The following is a 16,882-nucleotide window of genomic DNA, read 5'->3' on the forward strand; positions in this document are numbered from 1 at the left end:
GGCACCCCCTCAGGACGGTCCCACACCACGGACGGAGAGAGATCATGAACCTGCCACCGGTCGTGTCGTCGGAGGAGTGGCAGGCCGCGCGCGAGCGGCTGCTGGTCAAGGAGAAGGAGGCGACCCGGGCGCGGGACGCGCTCGCCGCCGAGCGCCGCCGGCTGCCGATGACCCGGATCGAGAAGGAGTACGTCTTCGAGGGCCCGGCCGGCAAGGCCCGCCTGGCGGACGTGTTCGAGGGGCGGCGGCAGCTCGTCGTCTACCACTTCATGTTCACGCCCGGCTCGTCGCACCGCTGCGAGGGCTGCTCCATGTTCGTCGACAACCTCGGGCATCCGGCCCACCTCAACGCCCGGGACACCACGCTCGCCCTGATCTCGCGGGCCCCGCTGGCCGAGCTCACGCCCTTCAAGGAGCGGATGGGCTGGACGCTGCCCTGGTACTCGTCGTACGGCACCGACTTCAACACCGACCTCGGGCTGACGTCGGAGGCGGGGGAGTCGTTCGGCCTCAGTGTCTTCCTGCGCGACGGCGACGACGTGTACCGCACGTACTTCACCACCGCCCGCGGCGTCGAGGCCCTCGGCAGCAACTGGACGTTCCTCGACCTGACCCCGCTGGGTCGCCAGGAGACCTGGGAGGACACCCCGGACGGGCGGCCGCAGACCACCCCGTACAGCTGGTGGCGGCTGCACGACGACTACGACAAGTAGGCCGGGCGCTTCCGCGTACCCCGGACGGAAAGGACCATGATGGACGTCAACGAGAGCGAGGCCGGGCCCCGCGCCGGCCGGCGGGAGTGGGTCGGGCTCGCGGTGCTCGCCCTGCCCACGCTGCTGCTGGCGCTCGACCTCAACGTGCTCTACCTGGCGCTGCCGCACCTGAGTGCCGACCTGGCGCCGGACGCCGCCCAGCTGCTCTGGATCATGGACATCTACGGGTTCATGATCGCCGGGTTCCTGGTCACGATGGGCACCCTCGGTGACCGGATCGGCCGGCGCCGGCTGCTGATGATCGGTGCGGCGGCCTTCGGCGCCGCCTCCGTCGTCGCCGCGTACTCCACCAGCGCCGAGATGCTGATCGCGACGCGGGCGCTGCTGGGCGTCGCCGGTGCCACGCTGATGCCGTCGACCCTGTCGTTGATCAGCAACATGTTCCGCAACGCGCAGCAGCGCACCATGGCCATCGGCATCTGGATGAGCTGCTTCATGATCGGCTCGATCGTCGGTCCGCTGATCGGCGGTGCCCTGCTCGAGTCGTTCTGGTGGGGCTCGGTGTTCCTGCTCGGCGTACCGGTGATGGTCGTGCTGCTGATTGCCGCGCCGGCGCTGCTGCCGGAGTACCGCAACCCCGACGCCGGCCGTCTCGACCTGGTGAGCGTCGGGCTCAGCCTGGCCACCGTCCTGCCGGTCGTCTGGGGCCTCAAGGAGCTGGCCAAGGACGGGTTCGGCGCCCAGCCGCTGCTGGCCATGGTGGTCGGCCTCGTGATCGGTGTGCTCTTCGTCCACCGGCAGCGCCGGCTCACCCATCCACTGCTGGACGTGCGCCTCTTCGCCAACCGCACCTTCAGCGCCGCCCTGCTCATCATGCTGATCGGCGGGGCCACCATCGGCGGCATCGCGCTGCTCTTCGCGCAGTACGCCCAGCTCGTCGAGGGACTCTCGCCGCTGCGCGCCGGTCTGTGGATGCTGCCGTACGCGGTGTCCATGCTGGTCGGGTCGATGCTGGCGCCGATGGTCGCGCAGCGCGTCGCACCGGGCTACGTGGTGGCCGGCGGCATGGCGATCGCCGCGGTCGGCTACGCGCTGATCGGCCTGGTGGGCAGCGCCGGCGGCCTCGGGCTGGCGGTGACCGGTCTGGTGATCGTCTACCTCGGCTTCGGCCCGGGGGCCGTGCTGGGTACCGACCTGATCATCGGTGCGGCGCCGCCCGAGCGGGCCGGCTCCGCGTCGTCGATGTCGGAGACCAGCACCGAACTGGGTGTCGCGCTCGGCGTCGCGCTGCTGGGCAGCGTCGGCACGGCGGTCTACCGCAGCGAGGTGGCCCCCGCCGTTCCGGCCGGACTGCCGGACGACGCCAGCGAGGCGGCCGAGGAGTCCCTCGCCGGCGCCAGCGGGGTCGTCGGTCAGCTGCCCGACCAGGCCGGCGCGGCGTTGCTGGAGGCGGCTCGGGACGCGTTCACGAGCGGCTTCAACACGGCGGGGGTGGTGAGCGCCGGGCTGGCGGTGCTCCTCGCCGTGCTCTCGGCGCTGCTGCTGCGCCGGGTCCGCCCGACGGCGGAGCAGGCGGCGGCCGACGCGGCGCAGGGCAGCGGGGAAGCGGCGGCCGGCACCGGCGGCTCCCCAAAGCCCGCCCGGCAGTAGCCCCACCGACCGCGCACGGTGGCCGGGATGTCGCCCCCCGCACCCCGGCCGCCGTGCGCCCTCCGCTGCCGTTAATCAAGAAGTTCTCGTCCTGGATCGCGCCGCCGGATGACGAAATCCTCTTGATCAACGCGTTGCTGGCGGGTGCGCACGACGGCGCCGCCCGGCCCCCCAGGGGCCGGGCGGCGCCGGTCGGTCGGTCAGGATGCTCCGGTGTCGGGGAGGGCCAGCCACCACGGGTTCTCCCGGGCCCACCGGACCGTTCGGGCCAGGCCGTCGTGCAGCGGCACCTCGCACTTCCAGTCCAGCATGGTCCGGGCCTTCGTGGTGTCCGGGATGCGCCGGGCCAGGTCCTCGTAGGCGGTGCCGAGCGCCGCCTGGGTGTCCACCTCGGACCGTGCGTCGCTGCCGGTCAGGACGCCGATCAGCTGCACCACCTCGGCGATGGAGTTCTCCACCGTCCTGCCGATGTTGAACGACTCGCCGACGGCCTCCGGACGGTCCGCCGCGGCGAGCGTGCCGGCGACCGCATCGTCGACGAACGTGAAGCAGCGCGTCTGCCGGCCCCGGTCGTAGACGACCACCGGCCGCCCGTTCAACGCCCGGTGCACCGACCGGCTGACCAGGTACGCCGGCCGCTGCCGGGGACCGTAGACGTTGAAGTAGCGCACGATCGTCGCGGCGAGCCCGTGCTGCCGGCCGAACGCGTACGCCAGGTGCTCGGTGAGCGCCTTGCTCGTCGAGTACGTCCAGCGGTCCGCCGACGTCGCGCCGAGCACCCGGTCGTCGTCCTCCCGCCACGGCACCGCCGGGTTCTTGCCGAACACCTCGCTCGTGCTGGCGAGCAGCACCCGGGCGCCCGCCCGGCAGGCCAGGTCCAGCACGGCCCGCGTACCGGTCACGTTGATGTCGATGACGTCCAGCGGCCGGGCGAGGTACCGGTCCACCCCGACCACGGCGGCCAGGTGGTAGACCACGTCGACGCCCGGGGCGATCACCTCGGCGAGCCGCCCGGCGTCCCGCACGTCGGCCTCCACGAAGCGGACGTGCCCGGCCCACGCCGGACGTCCCGTGGCCGGGGGCGCGCCGTCGACGACGGTGACCTCGTCGCCCCGCGCCACCAGCCGGTCCACCAGGTGCGTGCCGATGAAGCCGTACCCGCCGGTCACCACGACCCGCGCGCTCACCGGCCGATCCCCCGGTAGTGGAAGCCGGCCGCGCGCAGCTCGGCGATCCGCTCCCGGCTGTAGTACGCCCGCCCGTCGAGCACCAGGCACGGGCGGGTGACCGGCAGCGCGGCGAAGTCGATCCCGGCGAACGGGCGGTGGTGCGCCAGCACCGCGACGCAGTCCACGTCCCGTACGGCGGCGTCCAGGTCCGGCACCGGGCGCAGGCCGAACAGCTTCTCCGCCTCGTCCGGGTCGACCAGGGGGTCGTGCAGGCGCACCTCGCACCCGGCCTCCCGCAGGGCCTCGACCGCCGGCAGCACCGGCGTCGCCCGCAGGTCCCCGGTGTCGTTCTTGAAGGCCAGGCCGAGCACCGCCACCCGCGCCCCACGGGCCGGGCGGCCGAGCGCGGCCAGCTCGTCGAGGATCAACCGCGCGGTGTACCCGGGCATGCCGGCGTTGACCCGCCGGCCGGCCGGCGCGGTGAAGATCTCCAGGCCCCGCTGCTGCGCCGAGTGCCAGACCATCCACGGGTCCTTGGTCAGGCAGGAGCCGCCCACCCCGACGCTGGGCAGCAGGATGTTGATGGTGCCGGTGCCCTTCGGGATGCCGTTCGCGGCCTGGATGACCTCCAGGACGTCCACGTCGTACAGCGCGCTGAACTTGGCCAGCTCGTTGGCGAGGGCGATGTTGAGGTCGATCCACCAGTTGTCGGCGAGCTTGACGATCTCCGCGGCCTCCAGCGACTCCACCGGGACCACGTCGACACCCAGCGCGCGCCGCCAGAACGTCGCCGCGTCCCGCGTGCTGCCCGCGTCGAGGCCGCCCGCGACGATCGGGAAGGTCCGCAGCTCCCGCAGTGCCGTACCCTCGGCGAGCCGCTCCGGGGTGAACGCCAGCCCGAAGTCGGTGCCGCCGACCAACCCGCCGCCGGCCAGCAGCGGCAGCACGAAGTCCCGGGTCGTGCCGGGCGGGACGGTGCTCTTGACCACGACCAGCTGGCCCCGGCGCAGGTGGCGGCTCAGCTCCACGCAGGCGCCGCGCAGCTGCTCGTCGGCGAGCGACCCGTCCAGCCGTACCGGGGTGCCGACGGTCACCAGGATGACGTCGGCCTCCGCGACCGCCGCGTAGTCGGTGCCGACCCGCAGCCGGCCCGTGTCGACACCCGCCCGGAGTAGCTGTGCGAGGTCGGGTTCCTCGAAGCGGCAGTACCCGCGGCGCAGCTCGTCGACCAGGTGCGGGTCGACGTCCACGCCCGCCACGTCGAGGCCCCGCTCGGCCAGCACCGCCGCGATGCAGGCCCCGACGTAGCCGAGGCCGATGACCGCCACCCGCGGGTCTCGTCGGTCGGTCAGAAAACCCATCTCAGGCTCCAATCAGGACGCCGGCCGGCCTCGCCGGGCCGGCCGGTCAGCCGTAGGTCTTGACGAACTCCCGGATCGACGAGACGACGTAGTCGATCATCTCGTCGGTGAGGCCGGGGTAGACGCCGACGTGGAAGGTCTGGCTGGTGACGATGTCGCTGTTGGTCAGCTCGCCCACCACCCGGTAGGGCTGGTCGGCGTACGCGGGGTGCCGGGTCAGGTTGCCGGCGAACAGCCGCCGCGTGCCGATCTTCCGCTCCTCCAGGAAGTCCACCAGCTCCGGCACCGTGAAGGGCGCCCCGGGGACGACGGTGATGACGAAGCCGTACCAGCTCGGGTCGCTGCGGGGCGTGGCCTCCGGCAGCAGCAGGTGCGGCACGCCGTCGAGGCCGTCGCGCAGCCGCCGCCAGTTGTGTCGGCGGGTGGCACAGAACTCGTCGACCCGGGCCAGCTGGGCGAGCCCCAGGGCGGCCTGGAGGTCGGTGGTCTTCAGGTTGTACCCGACGTGCGAGTAGATGTACTTGTGGTCGTAGCCGTCGGGCAGCGAGCCCATCCGGTGCTCGAAGCGCTTCATGCAGGTGTTGCTCTCGCCGGGCGCGCACCAGCAGTCGCGTCCCCAGTCCCGCAGCGACTCCACCACCCGCGCGAGCACCAGGTTGGAGGTCACCACGCAGCCGCCCTCACCCATCGTCATGTGGTGGGCGGGGTAGAAGCTCGCCGTGGCCAGGTCGCCGAAGCTGCCGGTCGGCCGGCCGTCGTAGAACGACCCGACCGCGTCGCAGTTGTCCTCGACGAGGAAAAGGCCGTGCTCCCTGGCCAGCTCGGCCATCTCCGCGACCGGGAACGGGTTGCCGACCGCGTGGGCGAGGATGATCGCCCGGGTCTTCGGGCCGATCGCCGCGGCGACCCGGTCGACGGTGGCGTTGTAGGTGCCCAGCTCGATGTCGACGAAGACCGGCACCAGCCCGTTCTGGAGGATCGGGTTGACGGTGGTGGGGAACCCGGCGGCGACGGTGATCACCTCGTCGCCGCGCCGCAGCCGCCGGTCGCCGAGCTGCGTTGACGTGAGCGCAGAGACCGCCAGCAGGTTCGCCGACGACCCCGAGTTGCACAGGTGCGCCTTGCGGACGCGCAGCTTGCGCGCGAACGCGGACTCGAACTTGCGGGCGTTCCGCCCGGCCGCGATCCGCAGGTCCAGCGCGGCCTCGACCAGCGCCACCCGCTCCTCGACACCCAGCACCGCACCGGACGGCCAGATCTCCGTCACGCCGGGGACGAAGGGCCGGTCCTCCTGGATCTCCTGGTGGTACTTGCGGACGCTGTCCAGCAGCAACGCCTTCTGTTCGTCGCTCATCGCATCTCCCTTGCGGATTCGGCCCGGCAGCGGGCGGCCGGGTGGCCGGCGCCGGTCATGCGGCGATCTCGACCCGGGTGTGGTCGCCGACGACCAGCCGGCTCCCGGCCGTCGGGCCGGGGCGGACCGTGGCGGACCGGCCGATCAGCGAGCCGTGCAGGCCCCGGACGGCGGTGATGGAGGCGCCCTCCAGGACGATCGAGTCCGCCACGTCGGCGTCGGTGAGCCGGCAGCCGCGGCCGATCGCGGTGTGCGGCCCGATGCGGCAGCCCTGGACCACGGTGTCCGCGCCGATCACCACCGGCCCCTCGACGCGGGAGGCGACCACCCGGGCCCCGGGCGCCACCACCACCGGCCCGGTCAGTTCGCTGGCGGCGTCCACCTGGCCGGCCACGTCGCGGGCCAGGCCGTCGAGCAGGTGCCGGTTGCACGCCAGCAGGTCCTCCACCCGGCCGGTGTCCCGCCAGTAGCCGTGGTACTCGCTGGCGCGGACGTCCGCGCCGGCGCCGACCAGCCACTGCACGGCGTCGGTGATCTCCAGCTCGCCCCGGCCGCTCGGCGTGATCGCGTCGACCGCGGCGTGCACGGCCGACGTGAAGAAGTACACCCCGACGAGGGCGAGGTCGCTGCGTGGCTCCCGCGGCTTCTCCACCAGCCGCCGGACGGCCCCGTCCGGGCCCAGCTCGACGACGCCGAAGGCGCGCGGGTCGGCCACCTTGTGCACGAGCACGTGCGCGGCCGGCCGGAGAGCGCGGAACTCGTCGGCGTACCGGGCCACGCCGTCGGGCAGCATGACGTCGCCGAGGTACATGAGGAAGTCGTCGTCGCCGAGGAACCCGCGGGCCACCCGGACGCAGTCGGCCAGGCCACGCGGCTGGTCCTGGCGCAAATACGTCAGCCGTACGCCCAGGCGGGAGCCGTCGCCGAGGGCGTCGGCGATCTGCTCGGCCCAGCCGCCCACCACGACCCCCACGTCGGTCACGCCCGCGGCGCGGACCGCGTCCAGGACGTGCTCCAGCACCGGCCGGTTGCCCACCGGCACGAGCTGCTTGGGCATCGAGTAGGTCAGCGGGCGCAGCCGGGTGCCGGAGCCGCCGGCGAGCACCAGGGCCTTCACCGGGCCCGCCCTCGGGCCCGCCCCGCCGTCCGGTCAGCCACCGGCCGCGGCCTGTCGCTGGTCGACGGACTTGCGCAGGCTGTCGGCCACCGTTCGAACGTCTGCATCGGTCAACCCCTGGTGCATCGGTAGGAGGAGAGTGGTCCGCGCCGCCTCGTCGGCGCCGGGCAGGTGCCCGCCGCCGCCGTACGCGGGCACCCGGTGCAGCGGCGCGTACCGGAACGTGGTGTAGATCCCGAGGTCCAGCAGGTCCGCCGCCACCTGGTCGCGGATCGCCGGGTCGAGCTGGACCCAGTGGAAGTAGTGGGAGCTGACCTGCCCGTCGGGCACCGGCGGCGGGAGACGGACACCCTCGGCGTCGGCCAGCAGCCGGTCGTACGTCCCGGCGATCTCCCGCCGGCGGGCCACGAACCCCGGCAGCCGGCGGAGCTGGACCAGGCCGATCGCGGCGGTCAGGTCGTTGCCGACCACCCGGCGGCCGTACTCCCGGACCGTCAGCTCCCACCAGCGGTGCGGCACACCCTTGCCGGCGGCGGAGAAACCGCTGGCGTGCTCGAGGCCGTGGTACGCCAGCCGGTGCGCCCGCCGGGCCAGCTCGTCGTCCCGCACGTGCAGCATCCCGCCGTCGCCGGTGACGAGGATCTTCATCGCGTCGAAGCTCCACATGGCGATGTCGCCGAAGCTGCCGCAGGCGCGGCCGTCGACGGTGGACGCCACCGCGCACGCCGCGTCCTCCACCAGTGCCAGCCGGCGGCGCCGGCACAGCTCCGCGATCGCCGCCACGTCGCCCGGCACGCCGCCGTAGTGCAGGACGATCACCGCCTTCGTGGCGGGGGTGAGCGCCCGTTCCACGTCGGCGACCGTCGGGTTGAGGGTGCGCGGGTCGACGTCGCAGAAGACCGGCCGGGCGCCGGCCGCCGCGATCGCGTTGGCCGCCCCGACGAAGCTGATCGACGGCAGCACCACCTCGTCGCCCGGCCCGAGGCCGAGCAGTTCGACGGCGAGGAAGAGGCCGGCGGTGGCCGAGGTGATGAAGATGGTCCGTTCCGGCGTGAGGCCGGCGTGCTCGGCGAACTCCCGCTCGAACTGCCGGGTGCGCGGCCCGTGCCCCAGCCAGCTGCTGTCGAACACGTCGCGGACGGCGTCGAGCTCGGCCGCGCCCAGCGTCGGCTGGAATACGTTGATCATCGGTTCTCCCGGTGGTCGGGGCGGGCTGGTCCGCCGGCGGCGGAACGGGCGCGGATCGGCCCACGGGCCCGGGCGGGCGCGGGCGGGCGGTCGAGGGCGCGACGGGGCCCCCGGCGGCGTCGCACGTGCGGGCCGCCGCCGGGGGAGCGCCAGGGCGGGTCAGGCCCGGTGCCGCCGGGTGAGCTTCTCCAGCACGGGAACGATCTCGGTCGGGCTCGGCGTGGCGAGCAGGTCCTCGTACAGCGAGTCCGCGCCCTCGCGGAACGACGGCTCGTCCAGCACCCGGACCAGCTGCTTCTGCATCGCCTCCACGGACAGGTTCTTGATGTCCAGGACCAGTCCCGCACCCCGCTGCGCCACGCACCGCGCGGTCACCGACGACTCGATGTGCTTGGTCGCCATCGACCACTCCAGGCCGTCGGCCTCGATGGTGATCATGCCGTTGTCGTCGTCCGAGTCGGTGATCAGCTGCGGCACCCGCAGCGCGGCCGCGCTGGCGAACGTGCCCATGCCCCCGTGGTGCACGAGCGCGGCGCAGGACGGCAGCAGCTGGGTCAGCGGCAGGTAGTCCAGCGCCCGGACGTTCTCCGGCAGCTCGGGGATCCCGGCCAGCTGGTCGGCGTTCAGCGTCGCGACCACCTCGACGTCGAGGTCGGCGACCATCCGCAGCAGCCCGGGCACGTGGTCCCAGCCGCCCTTGAAGTACATCCGCTGCGACAGGCCCAGCGACAGCGCGACCCGGGGCCGTTCGGGGCGCCGGTGCAGCCAGCGCGGCAGCGCCTCCTGCGCCGCGAAGGGCACCCACCGCACCGGCACCGTCCGGACGCTGGTCGGCAGCCGTACGCCGGCCGGCGTGGGGTCGACCGTCCACTGGCCCAGCAGCAGCTCGTCGTCGACGTCCAGGCCGTGCCGCTCGGCGCCCGGGCGCATCGTCTCGACCAGCGGGTTCGCCTCCGGGCCCGGGCCCGGCCGCGCGGCCCGCTCGGCGAACCGGTCCATCGTGAACGCGAAGTAGTCCAGGCCCCACAGCAGCCGGGCGTGTGCCGCGCCGGCGGTCCGCGCCGCCACCGCCCCGGCCGGGAAGCACGGGTCCCACAGCACCAGGTCCGGCTGCCACGCCCGGGTGAACTCGACCAGGTCGTCCAGGACCGGGTGCGGGTCGGCGGCGGTCGAGCCGACCGGGTGGAAGTCCCACATGGACGGCAGCATGAACTGGTAGAAGACGTCCCAGACGTCCTTGTCGGCCGGCGACAGCTCCAGCGCGGCGGTGATCCGGTCGAGCCGCTCCTTGACGCTGCGCGGCTGCGGCCGGCCGGGGCCCATCGGCATGATCTCGGGGTCACCGACCGCGACCGGGGTCAGCCCGACGGCCTTCGTGCTGTCCGCCAGGATCGGATGGGAGGCGACGCGGACCTCGTGCCCGGCGCTCTGCATCGCCCAGGCGAGCGGGACCAGCGGGTACAGGTGGGCCGGGTTCGGCCACAGGGCGAAGACGACGCGCATGTCTCTCCTCGGGGGTGCGGGGCCGGGTGGTCTGCGGGGCGTCAGGGCTTGCGCCCCACGCCGGCGTACATCCGCTCGGTCGACGGGGCGTCCGCCTCGTCGGGCCGCCACCGGCCGGTCGGCACCAGGCCCGGCGGCACGAGGACGAAGCCGTCGAACAGCGAACGGATCGCCGCGGTCGACCGGTAGACCATCGGCGCGGTGGCGTTGCGGTAGCTCTCCTCCATCAGCGCGCGCTCCTCGGCCGGCGAGCCCTCCACCGCGAGGTGGGACAGCGCCAGGTACGAGCCGGGCGCCATCCGGTCCCGGAACGCGCGGAGGATCGACGCCGGGTCCTCGCTGTCGCGGACGAAGTGGAAGACCGCGACGAACAGCACGGCGACCGGCTCCGAGAAGTCGATCAACGCCTTCGTGTCCGGGTGGTCGAGGATCGCGGCGGGGTCGCGCAGGTCGGCGGTCAGGATGGCGGTGTTGGCCCGTTCCTGCTCGGTGAGCAGCCGCGTGCCGTGTTCGGCCACCGCCGGGTCGTTGTCCACGTAGATGACCCGCGGGGCGGTCACCGCCCGCTGCGCCACCTGGTGCGTGTTCTCCTGGCTCGGCAGCCCGGCGCCCACGTCGATGAACTGCCGGATCCCGCACTCGGCCGCCAGGTACCGCACGACACGACCGAGGAACCGGCGGTTCTCCCAGACCACGTCCCGGGTCAGCGTCTGGCCGACCCGGCCGATCACCGCCTCCGCCGCCACCCGGTCCACCGGGTAGTTGTTCGTGCCGTGCAGGAAGTAGTCGTACATCCGGGCCGGTGAGGGCCGCTCCACGGACTCGGTCGACATCGGAAGACTCCTCGATCGTGGGTGGGGTGGACGGCGGGCGGGGCCGGCCCGGGACGGGCCGGCCCCGCCGGTCAGCCGGTGACGGGGCTGCTCTGGTGGGACAGCAACTGCGGGCGCTCGCCCTCGCGGCGGACGATGATCCAGGTGGCGCGGATGTGCCGGTCGGGTGCGATGCCGCTCTCGCCGGCGAGGATGATGCCGCCGCCGGTGACCACCATCGCGGCGTCCGGGTGCAGCATCCGCAGGGCGACCGGGTAACCCTTGACGTACGCGCCCCGGTAGGGGCCGCTGAACCCCTTGGCCATGTACGCGCGGATCTCCTCGCGGCTGGTCAGCTGCTCGTCGCCCATCAGCAGGCTGCCGTTCTCGGCGAAGATGTCGGCGAAGAAGTCGGCGTCGTTGGCCTTCCAGGCCGCCTGGATGAGCTGCGGGACGGCCAGGATCGCCCGCTCCTCCGGGCCGGGGAAGTCGCGGACGTAGGCAGGGTCCTCGGTGACGCCGGCGGCGCCGAGGATCTCCTTCGCGTCGCCCCACCGCGTCGTCGCTGTGGTGGTCATGATGCGCTCCTCGCGGGTTGTCGGGCGGGAGTCACCAGCGCAGCGTGGCGCCGGCGCCGCGGGGGCTGTTCTGGTAGCCGGCGAGCTTCCACTCGCCGTTCCGCTTGACGCAGACCCAGGTGGAGCGGACGGCCAGCTCGGGGGCGATCTCGGTCTCGCCCGGGGCGAGGATGCCGCCGTGGGTGCGCAGCAGGGCGACGTCGTCGTTGACGAAGCGCACGTCGACCGGGTTGCCGGTCACGCCGGTCCCCTTGAACGGGCCGGCGTAGGCGGCGGCCATGAAGGAGTAGATCTCGTCGCGACCCTTCTTGAACACGTCGCCGGGGAGGATGAGGATGCCGTCGTCGGTGAAGGTGTCGGCCACACCGGCGGCGTCGTTGCGGCTCCAGGCGGCGACCAGGCGCAGCGGAACGCCCAGGACCTCCTTCTCCTTCTCGCTGGTGAAGGGGCCGTAGTAGGCGTCGAGGTCGGGCCGGGTGGCCTGGGTGGTCGTGGACATGGGGTGTTCCCTTCCCTCGGGTGCGGCGGGGACCGGCCGGATGCCGGTGACTCCACGCCGGGTACCGGTGGTGATCGCTCCCTGGAATCGTGGCCGGGCTCCGTCACTGAACGCATCTTTGTGATTGCGCTACCGGGCGGCGGTCGCCCTCGCGGAGCCGGCTGGCACCGGCAACACCGCACTTCGAAAGATGCGGGGCTCCGCGTGCGCCGCCGACGATGCCAAGGGCACCCGGGGCACGTGAGGACCGGCCGACCGGGTCCGTCCCGCCGCCCGTGCCCGGGCCGCCCCGCGCCGGGGTCGCCGACCCGTTTCACACCCCGCGACCGGCACGCACCGTGCGCCCCGGGGCGGGTGGTACCGCCGAACACGACGACTTGCGAGGAGGTCAGGGTGGACGTCACCCAGACAGTGCCCGGCCCGGAGCTGGTGCGCCGCGCGGCCGAGCTGGTGCCCCTGTTGCAGAAGCACGCGAGCTGGTCCGAGGAGAACCGCCGCCTGCACGACGAGGTCGTCGAGGCGATGGCCGACGCGGGCCTGTTCCGCATGCGGGTGCCCCGCCGCTACGGGGGGTACGAGTCGGACACCCGTACCCTCTGCGACGTGGCCGCCCACCTGGCCCGAGGTGACGGCTCCGCCGCCTGGACCGCCTCGGTGTGGTGGATCCCCGGCTGGATGGTCGGGATGTTCCCGGACGAGGTCCAGGACGAGGTCTTCGCGACGCCCGACGTCCGCGTCTGCGGCACGCTCAGCCCGACCGGCGGCGCCGAGCCCCGCCCGGGCGGTGTGCTGCTCAACGGCCAGTGGGGTTTCATCAGCGGCGCCTGGCACAGCCAGTGGCAGGAGATCATCGCCATGGGCGCGGCGCCGGACGGCACGCCGATGCCGGTGATGATGCTCGTGCCGATGACCGACCTGGAGATCGTCGACGACTGGTACACGGCCGGGATGCGCGGCTCGGGCAGCGTCACGACGGTCGCGCGGGACGTCTTCGTCCCCGCCGAGCGGGTGTTGCCGCTGCCGGCGGTTCTCCAGGGGCAGTACGCGTCGGCGGGCAACGCCGACTCGCCGGTGTGGCGGGCGCCGCTGCTCGGCGTCGCCGCCGCCTCGTCGGTCGGCACGGTGCTCGGCCTGGCCCGGGCCGCCCGCGAGGCGTTCCTGGACCGGCTGCCCGGCCGCAAGATCACGTACACGAGCTACGAGAGCCAGGCCGAGGCGCCGGTGACCCACCTCCAGGTGGCTGAGGCGACGCTCAAGACCGACCAGGCCGAGTTCCACGCCCACCGGGTCACCTCGCTGGTCGACGAGAAGGGCCGCTCCGGCGAGCCGTGGACGATCGAGGAGCGGGCCCGCTCCCGGGCGGACGTCGGCGCGGTCTGCCAGCTCGGCCGGGCCGCGGTGGACGTGCTGGCGATGGCCAGCGGCGGCTCCTCGATCTACAGCTCGGTGCCGATCCAGCGGATCGCCCGCGACGTGCAGACGGTCAACCTGCACGCCCTGATGACCCCGCAGACCAACTACGAGCTCTACGGCCGGGTGCTCTGCGGCCTGGAGCCGAACAGCTTCTACATCTGACATCGGGCCGGCCGCCGGCGGCACCGGCGGCCGGCTCCCGCAGCACGCTGCGCCGGCGGCACGCCTGGCGGCCCGGCGACGAGGAGGGGTGGATGTACGACTACGTGATCGTGGGCGCCGGTTCGGCGGGCTGCGTGCTGGCGGCGCGACTGAGCGAGGATCCCGACGTCCGGGTCTGCCTGATCGAGGCCGGCCCGGCGGACACGGCGCAGAACGTGCACGTCCCGGTGGCGTTCGGCCGGCTGTTCCGCACGCAGCTCGACTGGGACTACGACACGCACGACGAGCCGTACCTGAACCGCCGCCGGATCTACCTGCCCCGGGGCCGGGTGCTCGGCGGCACCAGCTCGATCAACACGATGATCTACATCCGCGGCCACCGCTCCGACTTCGACGGCTGGAACCAGCCCGGGTGGAGCTACGACGAGCTGCTGCCGTACTTCAAGCGCTCGGAGGACAACGAGCGGGGCGAGTCGGCGTACCACGGGGTCGGCGGGCCGCTCGCCGTCTCCGAGGGCCGGGCCCGCAACCCGATGTCGGCGGCCTTCGTGGCGGCGGCGCAGGAGGCCGGGTTCGGCGCCAACGACGACTTCAACGGCGCCGAGCAGGACGGCTTCGGCCTGTTCCAGCTCACCCAGCGGGACGGCCGGCGGGCCAGCACCGCCACCGCGTTCCTGCACCCGGCCGCCGGGCGGCCGAACCTCACCGTGGAGACGAACCTCCAGGTGCACCGGGTGCTCATCGAGAACGGCCGCGCGGTCGGCGTGGTCGGCCAGCGGCTCGGCGAGGACGTCGAGATCCGGGCCGAGCGCGAGGTGGTGCTCTCCGCCGGGGCGTACAACTCGCCGCAGCTGCTGATGCTCTCCGGCATCGGGCCGGCGGCGCTGCTGACCGCGCTGGGCCTGCCCGTCGTGCTGGACCAGCCGCAGGTCGGGCAGAACCTCCAGGACCACGTCCTGGTGCCGCTCATCTACGCCCACTCGCACCCGGTCAGCCTGCTCGCCGCCGGCACGCCCGAGCACCTGGAGCAGTTCATGACGGAGGGCCGGGGGCCGCTCACCTCGAACGGGCCGGAGGCCGGCGGGTTCGTCCGCACCGGCGACGGACTGCCCGCGCCGGACGTGGAGTTCCTCGCCGCGCCGGTCATGTTCGCCGACAACGGCCTCGGCACGCCCACCGACCACGCCCTGTCGTACGGCCCGTCGATGCTCGCCCCCCGCAGCCGGGGCAGCGTGCTGCTGGCCCTGGACGACCCGACGGCCAAGCCCAAGATCGTCCACAACTACTTCGCCGAGGAGTCCGATCTGGACGACGCGGTGGCGGCGCTGCGCATCGGGCTGGACATCGCCCGGCAGCCGGCGCTCAAGCCGTACACCGAGCGGCCGTTCCGGCCGCCGGCCTCCGAGTCCGACGCCGACCTGCGCGACTACGTCCGGCAGTACGCGCACTCGATCTACCACCCGGCCGGCACCTGCGCGATGGGCGCGGTCGTCGACGCGGAGCTGCGCGTGCTCGGCGTCGACGGGCTCCGCGTCGCCGACGCCTCGGTGATGCCGCGCCTGGTCAGCGGCAACCCGAACGCCGCGACCATCGCCATCGGCGAGAAGGCCGCCGACCTGGTGCGGGGTGTACCCGCCCCGGTCGAGGCGGCCCTGACGGCCGGCTGACCCACCCCGTGTCCACCAGCCCGGCGCCCCGCGCCGGTGAACCCGCGAGGAGCACACCATGACCACCAAGGCAGCGTCGCTGGTCACCCAGGCCAAGCAGTGGGCCACCAACTACGGCGCCTACAGCAACGGCGAGGAGGGCCACTCCCTGACGGCCCCGCTGCGGGTCCGCGCCAACTGGGACGCGGGCGACGCCGACGCCGTCGCCGCCATGTTCACCGACAACGGCAGCATGCTGATGGGTGACGAGCAGCTGAAGGGCCGGGAGGAGATCCGGTCCTGGCTCGCCGAGGCGTTCGCCGGACCGTACAAGGGCTCGCGGCTGCGCTTCGAGCCGGTCGAGATCAAGATGCTGCACGCCGACTGCGCCTTCATGGTGGCCGAGGGCGGCTTCCTGCTCGCCGGCGAGGACGAGGTCGCCCCCGAACGGTCCAGCCGGATCACCTTCGTCTCGGTCCGCACCGACGGTGACTGGCGGGTCCTGTCGTACCAGTCCAGCCCGGTCAAGGGCTGAGCCCACCACTTCCCCCGACAGCGCGCGGGATCGACGCGGCCGGCGCCCGCCGGCCGCGTACCGCCGCCCCCGACCGGTCACCCCACCGGTGACCGCGACAGAAAGGTGTCCCCTTGTCCGTGGAGACGTTGCCGGAGCGGGATCTGGCGAAGCCGTGGCTGGTGCTGGGCGGCCGCGAACTGACCTCCCGGCTCCTCGTCGGCATCGAGCAGTACACCGAGCCCGCCGTCGTCCGGCAGGTGCTGGAGGTGACCGGGTCGCAGATCTTCATCACCACCGTCGACCCGGACAACCGCCGGTCCAGCCTCCTGCTGTCCGACCTGGACGACGAACTGACGCTCGACCGCTACCTCTGGGTCGGCACCACGTCCTTCGCCCGGTCCGCCGACAGCGCCTGGCGGACCGTCGAGATCCTGCACGACTCGTACGGCATCGAGGTGTTCAAGCTCGACGTGCGTGACGGCACCAACCTGCCGGACAACCGGGCGACCATCGATACCACCGGCCGGCTGCGCGAGGCCGGCTACGAGGTGCTACCGTTCATCCTCCCCGACCTGGACACCGCCCGGGCACTGGAGTCGCTCGGCTGTTCGGCGCTGCGGGTGATGGCGGCGCCGGTCGCCTCCGGCCGGGGCGTGCCCGACCCGGCGCCGATCCGCCGGATCATCGACGAGGTCGGCATCCCGGTCGTGGTCGAGGGCGGCCTCGGCAGCGCCCGGCACGTCACCCTCGCGATGGAGCTGGGCGCGGCGGCGGTGCTGGTCAACACCGCGCTGGTCCAGGCGAAGGAGCCGCTGACCATGGCCGCCGCCATGCGGTACGCCGTGTCGGCCGGCCGGCTGTCGTACCTCGCCGGCGCGATGCCCGGCGACGAGATCCCCACCTGAGAGGAGCATCCGTGGCCGTGCACGTGACCGTCCCGACGGTCTTCCGGCAGTACACCAGCGGGGACAAGCAGGTCACCGCCGACGGGACGACGCTCGCCGACGTACTGTCCGACCTGGCCGCCCGGCACCCGGGCCTGCACTCGCGGCTGGTCACCGACGACGGTCGGCTGCGCCGGTTCGTCAACCTGTACGTCAACGACGTCGACGTCCGCGAGAGCGGGCTGCTCGACACCCGCACCAACGACGGGGACGTGCTCGTCATCCTGCCCGCCGTCGCGGGCGGGGCCGGGTGAGC

The 16,882-nt window shown here is 73.3% G+C and carries 16 protein-coding genes; 7 read left to right on the top strand and 9 right to left on the bottom strand.

Annotated elements, in window-relative coordinates; all coding sequences use genetic code 11:
* Positions 1-44 precede the first annotated feature (44 nt).
* Together HCJ94_RS16905 and HCJ94_RS16910 are read left to right on the top strand one after the other, a co-directional pair.
* The gene (locus HCJ94_RS16905; RefSeq protein WP_168001982.1) at positions 45-713 is read left to right on the top strand and encodes a DUF899 domain-containing protein; all 669 of its coding nucleotides are present in this window, start codon (positions 45-47) and stop codon (positions 711-713) included.
* Positions 714-749: 36 nt separating this feature from the next.
* Positions 750-2,363 carry an MFS transporter gene (locus tag HCJ94_RS16910; RefSeq protein ID WP_373684326.1) on the top strand — a complete coding sequence of 538 codons (1,614 nt, stop codon included), beginning with the start codon at positions 750-752 and terminating at the stop codon, positions 2,361-2,363.
* Positions 2,364-2,563: 200 nt separating this feature from the next.
* Here the strand turns inward: HCJ94_RS16910 and HCJ94_RS16915 are convergent, their stop codons facing one another.
* From HCJ94_RS16915 to HCJ94_RS16955, 9 genes are all read right to left on the bottom strand, one after another.
* Positions 2,564-3,550 carry an NAD-dependent epimerase/dehydratase family protein gene (locus tag HCJ94_RS16915; protein WP_168001983.1) on the bottom strand — a complete coding sequence of 329 codons (987 nt, stop codon included), beginning with the start codon at positions 3,548-3,550 and terminating at the stop codon, positions 2,564-2,566.
* Positions 3,547-4,893, bottom strand: a complete 1,347-nt coding sequence (locus HCJ94_RS16920; RefSeq protein WP_168001984.1) for a nucleotide sugar dehydrogenase — start codon at positions 4,891-4,893, stop codon at positions 3,547-3,549. Before HCJ94_RS16920 ends, HCJ94_RS16915 begins: the two co-directional genes overlap by 4 nt.
* A 46-nt stretch (positions 4,894-4,939) precedes the next feature.
* A complete protein-coding gene (gene rfbH / locus HCJ94_RS16925) occupies positions 4,940-6,247 on the bottom strand; it encodes a lipopolysaccharide biosynthesis protein RfbH (protein ID WP_168001985.1) in 1,308 nt (435 codons plus the stop codon).
* A 55-nt stretch (positions 6,248-6,302) separates the two neighbouring features.
* Positions 6,303-7,364, bottom strand: coding sequence for a glucose-1-phosphate thymidylyltransferase (locus HCJ94_RS16930; RefSeq protein ID WP_168001986.1), 1,062 nt, complete (start codon positions 7,362-7,364; stop codon positions 6,303-6,305).
* A 33-nt stretch (positions 7,365-7,397) separates the two neighbouring features.
* Complete coding sequence (locus HCJ94_RS16935; protein ID WP_168001987.1) at positions 7,398-8,552, bottom strand: DegT/DnrJ/EryC1/StrS family aminotransferase; 1,155 nt, start codon at positions 8,550-8,552, stop codon at positions 7,398-7,400.
* A 159-nt stretch (positions 8,553-8,711) separates the two neighbouring features.
* Positions 8,712-10,055 carry a nucleotide disphospho-sugar-binding domain-containing protein gene (locus tag HCJ94_RS16940; RefSeq protein ID WP_168001988.1) on the bottom strand — a complete coding sequence of 448 codons (1,344 nt, stop codon included), beginning with the start codon at positions 10,053-10,055 and terminating at the stop codon, positions 8,712-8,714.
* A gap of 41 nt (positions 10,056-10,096) precedes the next feature.
* Positions 10,097-10,888: an SAM-dependent methyltransferase gene (locus HCJ94_RS16945; RefSeq protein ID WP_168001989.1), complete on the bottom strand. Its 792-nt coding sequence runs from the start codon at positions 10,886-10,888 to the stop codon at positions 10,097-10,099.
* A gap of 71 nt (positions 10,889-10,959) precedes the next feature.
* Positions 10,960-11,445 carry an SgcJ/EcaC family oxidoreductase gene (locus HCJ94_RS16950; protein WP_168001990.1) on the bottom strand — a complete coding sequence of 162 codons (486 nt, stop codon included), beginning with the start codon at positions 11,443-11,445 and terminating at the stop codon, positions 10,960-10,962.
* Between the two features lie 31 nt (positions 11,446-11,476).
* Positions 11,477-11,944 (bottom strand): SgcJ/EcaC family oxidoreductase, encoded by a 468-nt coding sequence (locus tag HCJ94_RS16955; protein ID WP_168001991.1) that lies wholly within the window; start codon positions 11,942-11,944, stop codon positions 11,477-11,479.
* A 393-nt stretch (positions 11,945-12,337) separates the two neighbouring features.
* Between HCJ94_RS16955 and HCJ94_RS16960 the strand changes: the two genes are divergently transcribed.
* The 5 genes from HCJ94_RS16960 to HCJ94_RS16980 all read left to right on the top strand — a co-directional run bounded on the left by HCJ94_RS16960 (position 12,338) and on the right by HCJ94_RS16980 (position 16,880).
* Positions 12,338-13,519, top strand: a complete 1,182-nt coding sequence (locus HCJ94_RS16960) for an acyl-CoA dehydrogenase family protein (RefSeq protein ID WP_168001992.1) — start codon at positions 12,338-12,340, stop codon at positions 13,517-13,519.
* A 92-nt stretch (positions 13,520-13,611) separates the two neighbouring features.
* A complete protein-coding gene (locus tag HCJ94_RS16965; RefSeq protein WP_168001993.1) occupies positions 13,612-15,186 on the top strand; it encodes a GMC family oxidoreductase in 1,575 nt (524 codons plus the stop codon).
* 58 nt (positions 15,187-15,244) lie between these two features.
* Positions 15,245-15,700: an SgcJ/EcaC family oxidoreductase gene (locus tag HCJ94_RS16970; RefSeq protein ID WP_168001994.1), complete on the top strand. Its 456-nt coding sequence runs from the start codon at positions 15,245-15,247 to the stop codon at positions 15,698-15,700.
* 119 nt (positions 15,701-15,819) lie between these two features.
* A complete protein-coding gene (locus tag HCJ94_RS16975) occupies positions 15,820-16,587 on the top strand; it encodes a HisA/HisF-related TIM barrel protein (protein WP_309227321.1) in 768 nt (255 codons plus the stop codon).
* Between the two features lie 11 nt (positions 16,588-16,598).
* Positions 16,599-16,880 (top strand): MoaD/ThiS family protein, encoded by a 282-nt coding sequence (locus tag HCJ94_RS16980; protein WP_168001996.1) that lies wholly within the window; start codon positions 16,599-16,601, stop codon positions 16,878-16,880.
* The last annotated feature ends 2 nt before the right edge of the window (positions 16,881-16,882 follow it).

Origin of the sequence: Micromonospora thermarum (assembly GCF_012034245.1) — a bacterium.
Lineage (GTDB): Bacteria > Actinomycetota > Actinomycetes > Mycobacteriales > Micromonosporaceae > Micromonospora > Micromonospora thermarum.